11 protein-coding genes and 1 pseudogene are annotated in these 12427 nt (G+C 39.7%); 6 read left to right on the top strand and 6 right to left on the bottom strand.

All coding sequences use genetic code 11. The features are described from left to right. Window positions 1–383, bottom strand: a pseudogene (locus tag H6G69_RS05760) (photosystem II D2 protein (photosystem q(a) protein)); the annotation flags it as partial. Between the two features lie 537 nt (window positions 384–920). Here H6G69_RS05760 and H6G69_RS05755 point away from each other — a divergent pair. The 3 genes from H6G69_RS05755 (at window position 921) to H6G69_RS05745 (ending at window position 3714) form a co-directional block, all read left to right on the top strand. Continuing rightward, window positions 921–1517 carry a photosystem I assembly protein Ycf4 gene (locus tag H6G69_RS05755; protein WP_190682987.1) on the top strand — a complete coding sequence of 199 codons (597 nt, stop codon included), beginning with the start codon at window positions 921–923 and terminating at the stop codon, window positions 1515–1517. Window positions 1518–1630: 113 nt separating this feature from the next. Next, window positions 1631–2422, top strand: a complete 792-nt coding sequence (locus tag H6G69_RS05750) for a peptidylprolyl isomerase (protein ID WP_190682928.1) — start codon at window positions 1631–1633, stop codon at window positions 2420–2422. 146 nt (window positions 2423–2568) lie between these two features. Beyond that, window positions 2569–3714 (top strand): beta-ketoacyl-ACP synthase, encoded by a 1146-nt coding sequence (locus H6G69_RS05745; RefSeq protein WP_190682924.1) that lies wholly within the window; start codon window positions 2569–2571, stop codon window positions 3712–3714. A gap of 39 nt (window positions 3715–3753) precedes the next feature. On the opposite strand, the gene H6G69_RS05740 is transcribed toward H6G69_RS05745, so the two are convergent. The 3 genes from H6G69_RS05740 to H6G69_RS05730 are packed head-to-tail and all read right to left on the bottom strand — an operon-like array spanning window position 3754 to window position 7543. Continuing rightward, window positions 3754–4164, bottom strand: coding sequence for a putative toxin-antitoxin system toxin component, PIN family (locus H6G69_RS05740; protein ID WP_190682921.1), 411 nt, complete (start codon window positions 4162–4164; stop codon window positions 3754–3756). After that, a complete protein-coding gene (locus tag H6G69_RS05735; RefSeq protein ID WP_190682918.1) occupies window positions 4161–4400 on the bottom strand; it encodes a hypothetical protein in 240 nt (79 codons plus the stop codon). Before H6G69_RS05735 ends, H6G69_RS05740 begins: the two co-directional genes overlap by 4 nt. A gap of 38 nt (window positions 4401–4438) precedes the next feature. Continuing rightward, entirely contained in the window at window positions 4439–7543 is a 3105-nt protein-coding gene (locus H6G69_RS05730) for a plasmid replication protein, CyRepA1 family (protein ID WP_190682915.1), read from the bottom strand. Between the two features lie 419 nt (window positions 7544–7962). Here H6G69_RS05730 and H6G69_RS05725 point away from each other — a divergent pair, with 419 nt between their 5' ends. After that, window positions 7963–8232, top strand: a complete 270-nt coding sequence (locus H6G69_RS05725; protein ID WP_190682912.1) for a DUF2281 domain-containing protein — start codon at window positions 7963–7965, stop codon at window positions 8230–8232. After that, the gene (locus H6G69_RS05720; protein WP_190682985.1) at window positions 8229–8663 is read left to right on the top strand and encodes a PIN domain-containing protein; all 435 of its coding nucleotides are present in this window, start codon (window positions 8229–8231) and stop codon (window positions 8661–8663) included. The genes H6G69_RS05725 and H6G69_RS05720 overlap by 4 nt, the downstream gene beginning before the upstream one ends. Before the next feature lie 34 nt (window positions 8664–8697). On the opposite strand, the gene bchB is transcribed toward H6G69_RS05720, so the two are convergent. Continuing rightward, window positions 8698–10224, bottom strand: coding sequence for a ferredoxin:protochlorophyllide reductase (ATP-dependent) subunit B (bchB, locus tag H6G69_RS05715; protein ID WP_190682910.1), 1527 nt, complete (start codon window positions 10222–10224; stop codon window positions 8698–8700). A gap of 369 nt (window positions 10225–10593) precedes the next feature. Here bchB and H6G69_RS05710 point away from each other — a divergent pair, with 369 nt between their 5' ends. Continuing rightward, the gene (locus tag H6G69_RS05710; RefSeq protein WP_190682907.1) at window positions 10594–11136 is read left to right on the top strand and encodes a phosphohydrolase; all 543 of its coding nucleotides are present in this window, start codon (window positions 10594–10596) and stop codon (window positions 11134–11136) included. A gap of 225 nt (window positions 11137–11361) precedes the next feature. Here H6G69_RS05710 and hpnH read toward each other — a convergent pair whose 3' ends face one another. Beyond that, on the bottom strand, window positions 11362–12381 hold the full coding sequence (gene hpnH / locus H6G69_RS05705) for an adenosyl-hopene transferase HpnH (RefSeq protein ID WP_190682904.1): 1020 nt from the start codon (window positions 12379–12381) through the stop codon (window positions 11362–11364). Window positions 12382–12427 lie beyond the last annotated feature (46 nt).

Here is a 12427-nt window from a genome sequence, read left to right as displayed (position 1 = left end):
CGCAGCATGAAGCCGATTAAGCCGAAGGCTCCGTGTAGGGCTACGAATGGCCACAACCCACCCAATTGAAACCAACGGGTGAAGTCGCCTTGAGCTTCTGGCCCCCATAACAGCAATAGGGAGTGTCCCATACTGTCGGCTGGGGTGGATACTGCTACTGTCAAGAAGTTACAGCCTTCGAGGTAGGATGATGCTAATCCGTGGGTGTACCAGGATGTGACGAAGGTTGTTCCGGTTAACCAACCGCCGAGTGCGAGGAAGGCGCAGGGGAATAGTAATATCCCTGACCAACCTACGAATACAAAGCGATCGCGTTTTAACCAGTCGTCTAGTACGTCAAACCACCCTCTTCTACTCGGGGCGCGTCCAACTGCGATGGTCATCGGACTAAAATCCTCTTTTTACTAAAAATTTCAACGCTTCTGAGGAATAAACGTTTTTTGACAATCTCAGAAGCTTTAAGGCTACTGAGTTTCTGAGAGCTTGCCTTCTAGATAAGTTGGCTTTTCTCAGGCTTATGCCATTACACGTACCACTGACTAGTAACCTAGCTTGTAGTAACTTAATGATCCTTAACTTATCACATTAGTTCGGTTTTTTGCCTAAACTACGTATGCAAATTCGGTATTGATCGCAAACCTATTAAATAATATGAATATCAGAAATTTTACAATTTGACACAACTTTTCTCAGAAATGTCAAAAAACGCAGTGTGAAGTATGAAGTTGCCGGATGAAATCTCAAACATCTGGTTTTTGACTGGAATGCTCACAGTAAGCATAGTACGGGCTATGTCATACCAGGCGATAAAATAAATTTTATCGGAACTGAATTCTGCCTTTAGCAAATCTCAACTTGCAAGAGATACTGCTCAAATGGCAGACTCTAATAGGGAAGCACACACGGGCCAAGGTAGTTCCATGACGGCATCAACAACAGTTAACAAAGGCGATTCCCCAAATGGCGATCGCTCCTCTTCCAGCGTTTTATATCAAAAAGTTCTCGGTTCTCGTCGGTTGAGTAACTACTGGTGGGCAACTGTTGTAACTTTAGGAGCCACAGGCTTTTTGTTGGCAGGGATATCTAGTTATCTAAAAGTTAATTTACTATTTGTCACCGATCCAACTCAATTACTGTTCGTACCCCAAGGGTTAGTTATGGGCTTGTACGGCAGTGCTGGTGTACTTTTGGCTTTGTATCTCTGGCTAATGATTTTGTTAGATGTCGGTGGTGGTTACAACGAATTCAATCAACAAACCGGTACTGTCAAAATCTTCCGTTGGGGATTTCCTGGCAAAAATCGGCGCATTGAAATTGATGCTCCCATCCGCGATGTCCAGTCTATACGCCTGGAAATTAAAGAAGGTCTGAATCCTAAGCGTATGGTTTACCTCAGAATTAAGGGAAGAAGAGATGTTCCTTTAACTAGAGTCGGTCAACCGCCTTCTTTAAGCGAAATAGAAACCAAAGGCGCAGAATTAGCCCGCTTTTTGCAAGTACCTTTGGAAGGGTTGTGAAGTATGAAGTGTGAAGTGTGAAGTGTGAAAATTTCCGACTTCACACTTCTAAAATTCCTGGTTGCTAATTCACTTGAAAGGATAAGATACTCTGGTTGAGTCAGTACCTGAAAATGCGGTTAAAAGTGACAAAATTTTTAGTTACGTTTTTGATGGTGGCTGGTTTAATGTTGGGAGGCTGTTCTACACAGCAAGTTAGTTCTAACGCTTCTTCTCCCGCAGAGACAGCTGCCCAAACCAGTACTACAACAACTACTGAAGCAACGTCTGTATCTGAAACCACAAGTGAGAGTATCCCAGGAATGAACAATTTACCACGGCTCGAAGGTAAAGCTACTGTAGTGATTACGGTAGACGGTAAACCAATCACTATCGAAGTAGATGGCACAAATGCCCCAATTACAGCCGGTAACTTTGTCGATTTAGTTCAAAAGGGTGTATACGATGGGTTAGTATTTCATCGAGTAGTGCGAGATCCTCAACCTTTCGTAGTTCAAGGTGGTGATCCACAGGGCAAAGACCCAAAATTTCCTGCTGGTAGATTAGGGACAGGTGGTTACATTGACCCTAAAACTGGTAATGAACGCTACATACCTTTAGAAATCAAACCTCAAGGTGAAGCTGCACCAATTTACAGCAAAACATTTGAAATGGCTGGGGTTACTAAACCACCAGAATTAACTCATAAACAAGGTGCGGTGGCAATGGCGCGATCGCAACAACCAGATTCAGCTTCTTCGCAGTTTTATTTTGCATTAGCTGATTTGGGTTTTTTAGATGGTAACTACGCTGTATTTGGCTATGTCACCCAAGGCTTTGATGTCGTGAACAAAATTAAACAAGGCGATCGCATTGAGTCTGCTAAAGTCACTCAAGGTGCAGAAAACCTGAAAGTTCCTCAATAGCTAGGGAATGGGGAGTAGAGAATAGGGGAAAGAAATCAAAAGTTAAAAAGTTAAGAGAATATAATTTTTTTTGATTGTCAAATCTTTACTTTTGAGTGTTGAATTCCTACTTACCCCTCCCTACTCACCACTCCCCTAATAAAAAATTGGTTAAGGTTTTTGTCACTGGTATTGGTTTAGTTTCTGCTTTAGGTACAAGCTTAGAAGATAGCTGGCAAAATTTGTTATCAGGTAGATCAGGAATTAAACATCACCAACCATTTGCACAACTGGAATCGCTTCCTTTAGGCTTGATAGATAAACAACCATCTGAGTTAAAAATGCTGACTCAGATGGTTGTTGCTTCTGCATTACAAGATGCTGATTTAAGTCCCCCATTACCTGAGTGTGCTGTAGTGATTGGTTCGAGTCGCAGTTATCAAGGTGCGTGGGAATCTCTAGCTAGGGGGATGAATGGCAAAGATAGCAATTACGCATTAGAAGATTGGTTAGATATTTTACCCCAGATGAATGCGATCGCAGCTGCTAGACAAATTGGGGCTACTGGGATAGTTGCTGCACCGATGGCGGCTTGTGCTACGGGGATTTGGGCGATTTCCCAAGCTGCTTTGTTAATTCAAACTGGGCAATGTGAACGAGTAATTGCTGGCGCAGTCGAAGCACCAATTACACCGCTAACTATCTGCGGGTTTCAGCAGATGAATGCTTTAGCCAAAACTGGTGCTTATCCTTTTGATGTGCAGCGAGAAGGTTTAGTTTTGGGCGAAGGTGGGGCGGTGTTGGTTTTAGAATCAGCCGAGTTAGCCAAGCAACGCCAAGCCAAAGTTTATGGTGAAATTAAAGGCTGTGGTTTAACCGCAGATGCTTATCATACCAACCAGCCAGAACCAAATGGAAAAAGTGCGATCGCTGCAATTAAACAATGTCTAGAACGCAGTCATCTGATACCAAATGATATAAATTACATTCACGCCCACGGTACAGCTACACAGTTAAATGACCGAATTGAAAGCAAAATTATCCAACAGTTATTTCCTCAAACAGTAGCAGTCAGTTCCACCAAAGGCGCGACAGGACACACTCTAGGCGCTTCCGGTGCTTTAGGAGTTGCTTTTGCTTTCAAAGCGTTGCAGCAGCAAGTTTTACCGCCTTGTGTCGGCTTGCAGCAACCAGAATTTGATTTAAATTTTGTCATGACTGCCCAACAAAGCTCAATTCAAAATATCTTGTGTTTTAGCTTTGGATTTGGTGGTCAAAATGCAGTCATAGCCTTGGGTAGGATTAATTTGTAATTAAATAAACTAAAAAATATTGATCAATTAAAGGACAACTCACATTTGATTGCAAACTAACTTGCTAAATAAAGACACAGAAATAATTGTTGTATGAACTAAAGTTTGCGCCTGTTTAAAATCATAATCACCTGTAATCAAAAAATCTGCTTCGGCTGCTATGGCACAGGCTAAAAATTTTGCGTCATTTCTGTCTTGAGGAAAATCAATTGACACAGTGACCTCAATTATTTTCACAAATGTATCAATAATTTCAAACCATGAATTTCTCACTTCGTCTGTCAGTTTAAACTTAGAGCGACTTAATACTTCCTTATATTCCGTGATAATTTCTAATGAAGCTATCCATTCATATTCAGGATTATCAAAGATAAACTGAATGACTGTTCTTGGTACTCCACCCTTAAGAACAGCAGAAACTAAAATATTAGTATCAACAACAACTTTCATTCTCCGCGTCTGTAGGCTTCAATCTCTGCGTTTATTTCGGATTCTGTAATATTTTGTACTTCTGGTAAAGACTGAGTTTTATCAAATAAATCTCTTACTTTTTTACTAATAGATTCTCTAGGGTTATCCTCTGCGATGATAATAATTTCTACCCTCTGCCCTGCTGCAAAAGGTAAATCAGATAATATTATTTGCTTGGGATCTGTAATAGTGATGTATTTTTTGTAAGCGTTCATAATTTTTCCTGACTATTCTGAATTCAGAATGGTGTAATTTATCTTGTTGATAAACTAGCTAAGACAGACTGTTGCTTAACAGGTTCAAACTTCCAATTAGAAAAATCCTGTATTTCCAATTGTACACCTTTAAAATTAGCTAACATCAACTCATCACGTTGATACCAAGCAGTAAATATCTTATCTCTGCCATCATCAAAAGTTACTGGATCTATTTGATAACCTTGATTAACGGTTTTTAACTTTAATCCCAATAACTTAAGTAACTTGCTGAGAATTTTGATTTGTGAAGTGATTGCTTCTTCCCTAACTAGGTTAATTCCTAAAACCCGTTTGATATGTTGACTGTGCTGATAAACAACATCTTGCAACCAAAGTAAATCAGGGTCATTTTCAATAAAAATTCTGCTTGGGGCAATAAATTCTAGCATTCCTAAAGCTTTCATTGCTTCAACTTTGACAGTATAAGTCTTGATATCTGGTAAAAAAACCTTACCTTCGCCTAACAATAATTGCTGTTGCCATTCATGTTGATCTCTAACATGAAAATAATCACTTTCATGGGTTAAATAATAGTGAATTAATAATTGGGAGTAATAGCCTTGGTCATCTTTTAATTTAAGTTCTGGTGTAACCTCTACACCATACTTTTGTTTGAGCGTATATTTATGTATTTGATGACGCTCTAAATCTGTGAGAGAATTTTTAGATGATAACTGTTGATATTCTACATAATTTATATCTGGAGCGTCGGCAATAATTTTGGCAGTAGCTAATTGATTTTTGAGCTTGATGTCTTTCATTTGCCGTTTAATATCTTTCGCCTTTTGCCGCTTATCTGTCCAATCTCTCTGGACTTTGATGATTTCTAAAATTAATCGCTTGCGTGTTGCTAAATCATTAGCATCAGTCGCTAAAAAGGCTAAACGCAAATCTCGGATAATATTATTGTGAACTGCATTACTCCGCAGCCAAATTTGATGTCCATCACTGCTCAATCCATCTTGCATAGACTGGCGATAAAGGCGAATAGAAGCATTGACTCTTGCAGATAATTTCGCCCAAGTCCGTAAATGAATTGGGTCATATACCAAAGGCAAATCTACATCTATTTTATGCAGTGGACTAAGTAAAGCTAAGTTTTCTTGTTGATTGGCTTGATACCAATCAGATAATAAACGATAGTTGGTACTACCACTACCAATTAAACCAATCCCGCGTTTAGCACACCAAACAATTCGAGGGACATTATCTCTCACTCTTGCTAAAGCTTGTCTGGCTTCTGAATCAGGAATTACGCCTTGAAAAATACCGTAAACTCTATCAAAATGCTGCACATCAATACTAATACCAGTGCCTAAGCTAGGAGTAACGAAAATTGTGTCGTAATCTGCAATTTTTTGATTAATATTACCAACAAATTCAACGGCTGGATGGTCAGGTGTATTTGTAGTTCGACTGCTAATTACTAAACTTTTAGGAAATTGATAGCGTAACTTTTCTAAACGCTCTTTGAGGTAATTTTCAATAGTTTCACAGCTATAGCGTCCAGAACGACTATCGGTAGTGACGTAACATTTACGGCCTGCGAGTAAATCTAATTCTAGTTGATGAATTAAAGGTGTGGGGTTGGGTGAATCATAAAAAGTGATATCCCAACCGCGTGCAGGTTGCCATTGGTTGACAAGTAACCAAGGGGTAATTTTAATTCCAGATAAACCTTGCAAATATTCTAAAGATACATCTGATAAATCAGCATCTTGGGCAATGACTAAACCGCCAGTTTGCAAAACTGTAGCGATTAATTTCTGAAAGTTTTTTAAGATTTTGACACGTTTATTTTTACAAGTATCACTATTTAATAAATGCCATAATAATTGCTCTACTTCGTCTAAGATAACTATGCCACCTTGCCATTTATCTGTATTTATTTTCCAAATGGAGTCAATACATAAACCCAAAGAATCGCTAGTTTGACTATCAAAGTAAGAGAATAAATTATTATTAGTATTTAAACCCCATTGAATCCCAATTTTGTCACATAAAAATTTTCCGAGTTGGATTCTGTGGGTAATTAATAAGATGGGTTGGTTTTTGGTTTTGGCTTGTTGAACAATATTTTGTAAAGCTGTGGTTTTACCTGTGCCTTTGGCTGATTTCACTCCGACTAAGCCTGAGTTGGGAAAGGCTATTTCTCCTAAATAGGGACGGTTGATGGTGAGTGCAGCCGGAATGGTTAATTCTGTATGTGGTTTGGTGTGTGCGAGGTAAATTTCTAAATCAACACTTTGGCGATAAACTTTATCGAAGGTGCTACTATTTTTCGCAACTATGAATTCATCAACGCCTTTTTCTGGCCCTGGTAATTCGATAACTTTGACTAAGCAATTTTTTTCTTGGAATAAGCAACCAAGTTGAGCGATCGCATTATTCACTGCTGCTATAGTCTTAGGTTGAGTCTCAAAATCAAAACATATATATATGTGGCGTTTTGCAGTCGCAAACAACGCTAAATCAGGAATGAGTTGACGACGGGTGACTTTACCAAATCCATCTTTGACGACTCGATAACCGCTAGTAATTCCCGGAACTGCGATCGCAGCATACCCTTGCGATAACAGTGCAGCCGCCTTCTTCGCACCTTCGCAAATAATCACGGGTATATTCTCTTCCATCACCCATTGCCAAAAACCCACCGCTTCGCCATTCGCATCAACGCTGATATTCTCAGGTAAGTTGAGATTGTAACGCTGTGCAGTTTCTTGCCAGATTTCCAGCGTCACCCGCAAGCAAAATACCCTTGTAGGTGTGCTGGGAGGATGTTCATATTTGATTGGTTTGCCATTATCCTTGATGCGGGGTTGATTTGGCTTAAAGCATCCCCATTCCATTGCTTGCCAATTATTTAGCGGATCTAGTCCCCCACACCACCAACCGCCAGCAGTGATATGACTGTAACGCTGCAACCAGCCGCTTTTTACCATGCCAGTGTTCGTGCGGGGGAGGAGTTCGGAAATTAACAGATATTCGTAGGCGATCGCACCTTGGAGAGACTTAAAATTTAGTTGCGCTAGGTGTAAATCTATACTACTGCCCTTGACTAATTCTTCAAGGTGTTTGGGTTCTAGATAGTGTAGATACATGATGAAAAGCGCGAAAAGAAACAATAGGATTTAAACCTTATCATGCCTACCCCGATTTTTTTGATCGGCAACTACTAAGTTTTTTAGATAATTTTTTATACTTCGTTGTTGGAAATACAACGGTTAATCAGTAGGTGAGCTATTTTCCGTGGCGGGATCGCTCTACTAATAAACCTGTATTGTAATAATTTGTCTGGATTAAATTTTATTTATCAGTATTAATCCGCAACCTTAAGATAACAGCTTGCGCCAATAGAGGAAAAAGCTTTCCGTGTCAAGGTGTAGAGATTTGCATTAGTTAGTCATAAAATTACTTATTAGGAAAATGTAATAAAAATAACTAATAAATTAAGAGATATGAATAAACTCTCAACGCTAATGCTGAGTTAAAATTTTAAGTAAAGATAGTGAAATTAAAGATGGATTCTCTTAAAGAAAAAATTGTAGGCAAACTAGAGCAATTACCTGAAAATAAATTACAGGAGGTTCTAAATTTTGTTGAGTTTTTGGAATGGAGAAAGGCAAATTACAAAGAACTCACAGAATCACAAAATGAACAAGTAGAAGAAGAATGTTTTACAGAATATGTTGAAGGTGTCTTAGTAGTACATACTCAAAGCCCAAACAACTGGGAAAATGCTGTTCATGATTTAAGAGAAGAACGAATTCAAAAATTTACATCTTGGTGAAAATATTATTTGATACTTCTGTGCTTGTTGCTGCAATTGTGGCAGAGCATCCGCATTACTCAATAACTTTACCGTGGTTACAGCGTGTTCAGGCAGAGCAGATAGAAGGTTTTGCTTCAAATCATACTCTAGCTGAACTTTATGCCATACTAACTCGCCTTCCTCAAAAACCAAAAATTAAACCAGAACTAGCACAAAGACTAGTCCAAGAAAATCTCGCTAAATTTCACAAAATTGTTCTCACTACTGAAGATTATCAAGACACAATAGCTAGGATGGTAAGTTTAAATCTTCCCGGTGGGGGCATTTACGATGCTTTAATTGCTCAAGCTGCTATTAAAGCCAATGTGGATGTGTTATTAACTCTTAACGCCAATGATTTTACCAGGCTTGGCGAAGATATAGCCAGATTAGTACAATCACCAAATTAGTAATTTAGGGTGAGGAAACCCACCCTAATATTTACTAAGCTCCGACAGCTTCTTTGGCAGCATACAGCACTTCAGCACTGATATCTTTGAAACCACGATCGCGCGCAAATTTTTCAGTATTTCGCTTCACTTTACCGCGCACAAATCCAGGTATTTTATTTAATTCTGCTAGACCATCTTTTGTCCAATTCAAATCAGATTCGGCAGAAATTCCTTTAGTAATTACTTCTTTAGTATCGTGTCCACCAAATATTTCTAATAAATGGTCTTCCATTCCTAAAGTAAAGGAATTGTAGATTAAATCTGTGATTTGATTTGTACCTTCGTAGCCTAAAAATGGTTTGTAACCAATGGGGAAGTTTTGGACGTGAATTGGTGCAGCAATTACACCGCAAGGAATATCTAAGCGTTTACCAACATGGCGTTCCATTTGTGTACCAAAGATGGCTGAGGGTTCGACTCGTGCGATCGCATCCCCAATTGCGCCATGATCATCAGTAATCAGTACTTCGTCGCAATATTCGCTTACCTGTTCACGGAACCAGTCAGCATCATACTTGCAGTAAGTTCCTGCCCAAACTACATGAATCCCCATTTCTCGTGAGAGAATTTTGGTAAGGGCGGCGGCGTGGGTATTGTCGCCAAATACCACAGCTTTTTTACCAGTCAAATTCTGACAGTCAATCGAACGGGAGAACCAAGCCGCTTGGGAAACATACAAGGTTTGCTCGTTGATATATTCTTCATAGTCAACATTTGCGCCTTGTGCGTTAATTACCTGTTGAATTTTGCGGATGCAACGGGCAGTTTCTACCACACCCATCGGGGTAATATCTACGCAAGGTGTTCCGAATTCGGCTTGCAGGTAATTAGCTGTCATTAAACCAAGTTCCCGGTAAGGAACTAAGTTAAACCAAGCCTTGGGTAAATTCTTTAATTCGTGAACGGAAGCACCTTCGGGAATGACGGCGTTTACCTCAATTCCCAAATCAACCATGAGTTTTTTCAGTTCTGTACAGTCATGGTTATTGTGAAAACCCAGAGTAGAAATACCGATGATGTTAACTGATGGCTTTTCGGTTTTGGTTGTAGGTAGTTCGCCTTTTTTGCGGGCTTTTTCGATATAAAACTGCACGATTTGATGTAAGGTGCGATCGCCTGCTTGCAATTCATTGACGCGATAATGGTTCACATCCGCCAACATGACATCGCCTTTGGCTTCTAGCTGCGCCCGTTCGACGAAGTTTTGTAAGTCTTCTTGCAAAATGCTAGAGGTGCAAGTGGGAGTTAACACAATCAAATCAGGGTGTTCCTCTGCATCTTTGCGGGTAATATTGTCAACCACCTTCTCTTGCGAACCGCGTGCTAATACGTGACGGTCTACAACACTGGCTGTCACTGGCGTAAAATCTCGCTCCCGTGAGAGCATGGAACGCATAACGTTAAAATAATCATCTCCGAGGGGAGCGTGCATAATCGCATGAACGTTTTTAAACGAACTAGCGATTCGCAAAGTACCAATGTGGGCTGGGCCTGCATACATCCAGTAAGCCAATTTCACTTCTTCGTTCTCCGTTGTGAACAAAATCAGAGGTGGACTATGATTGCGAAATTATTAGTCTTTGATTGTCCCAAAACTTGTAGCGTGGAAGAAATAGGACTATTTACTAGTTGATTGGTGTCAGAATCGCTGAAACCTATGTGATGATTAGAGTTTGGCTTTTAATTTAAACAACATATATATTGTTTAAGGAAATAATTCTTAGTCTTATGCAAATCTTGTTAGCAAGATAAAGCCGTTATTTAATATTTATTCATAAACTCTGGGTAAGTATTCTTAATATTTATATATATTTTGGTATGGGAAGTGCGATCGCTATTTTTCAGGACTTACGCAAAGGCTACAAAGTTAACTGCTGAGTAATTGTACATGAGTCATCACAGCAAAACCTTTCAAACAGTCAACGAAGCTTATCAGTTTCTAGAGGAATTGGGAGCTTTACCAAAACTGATACTTCACGTTAAATTAGTTGGCGAAGCTGCTGATTTACTCATCTCAAAATTACATGAATTACAGGTGCAGTTTGATGAAAGTTTTTTGCGTTTGGGTGTAGCATTTCATGATGCAGGTAAAATTATTCATCCAGAGGAATTGACAGCTAAAGGTAACAATCACGAAGCTGATGGTGAGAATTTACTCATCAACAATGGAGTTGATTCAACTCTGGCGCGTTGCTGTCGTTCTCATGCTCAATGGCAAACAATAGAATGTTCTTTTGAAGAGATATGTGTTGCCTTAAGCGATACACTTTGGAAAGGCAAGCGTAACAATCAATTAGAAGATTTATTTATGAAAATGTTAGTAAAAAGATCCCATAAAGAGTATTGGGAGCTTTTTATAGAAATGGATTCTTGTTTTGAAAAAATTGCTTCCGATGGTCATTTACGACTATTGCGTAGTCAAGCAGTATAAAAAATAAAAATGTATTGATTTATATTATGACTTACGCAAAAAAACTCTCAAACTCTTATTTCTCCGTGAACTCTGCGTCTCTGTGGTTCGATTTTCCGTAGGCTGTGCGTAAGTCCTGTATATCTTGTACCGGGCGACTGAAGTCGCTTCTACACAGATAAAACACCTGATATCATGTCCTTGATATGAGAGTGCAAAGCCTTGCGCTCTCATATCTAAATCTATCTAACTCCTACCAAACACAGTACCCAAAGAACGAGCAATATTTTGTGGTTGCATTGCATCCATCGCGGCGGTTGGTTCGTAGCCGCAGTGAACCATGCAATCAGCGCATTGGGGATTACCACTGGCGCGTCCGTATTTACTCCAGTCTGTTTTTTCTAGCAATTCTTTAAAGCTGGTGTAATGCCCTTCATTTAATAAATAACAGGGTTTTTGCCAACCTAAGACGCTATAACTAGGGCTTCCCCAAGGTGTACATTCGTAGTCTTTTTCGCCAATTAAAAAGTCTAGGAACAAGGGATTGTGATTAAAGTTCCAATTTTTCTTACCTGAGGTGTGAGGCGCAAGAATTTGGCGGAAAAGGGCGCGGGTTTGTTCGCGCTTGAGAAAATGATCTTGATCTGGCGCCCACTCATAGCTATAACCAGGGGAAATCATCATCCCATCGATATTGAGGCTTTCGAGAAAATCAAAGAATTCCTGCATTTCTTTGATATCTGCACCTTCAAAAATAGTGGTGTTAGTGGTGACGCGAAAACCTCTGGCTTTGGCAGCCTGAATGGCTTTTACCGCAGTATCAAATACGCCTTTGCGATCTACACATTTATCATGCCACTCGCGCATTCCATCTAAATGGACGCTGAAAGTAAAGTAAGGCGAAGGTTGAAATTTATCGAGGCTTTTTTCTAATAACAAACCATTGGTACACAAGTAAACATATTTCTTGCGTTCTACTAATCCCCTAACAATCTCATCAATTTGAGGATGCAGTAGCGGTTCGCCGCCAGGAATGGAAACTACAGGCGCGCCACATTCTTCCACGGCCGCAAAGCATTCTGCTGGGGTAAGATTGCGCTTAAGAATTTCAACAGGGTGCTGAATTTTGCCACAACCAGTGCAAGCTAAATTACAGCGAAATAGTGGTTCTAACATCAATACCAAAGGGAAGCGTTTGCGCCCTAAAAGACGCTGAGTCACAAGATACTTCCCAATATCCATTGCTTGTTGTAAATTAATCGCCACTTTAGTTGTCACTCCTCTTTGATAGATACAACCACACATAAAAGTG

The sequence above is a fragment of the Nostoc sp. FACHB-110 genome (assembly GCF_014697425.1).
GTDB lineage: Bacteria > Cyanobacteriota > Cyanobacteriia > Cyanobacteriales > Nostocaceae > Nostoc_B.
Note: the sequence above shows the minus strand (reverse complement) of the source record. Positions and strands in the feature narration are given on the sequence as shown.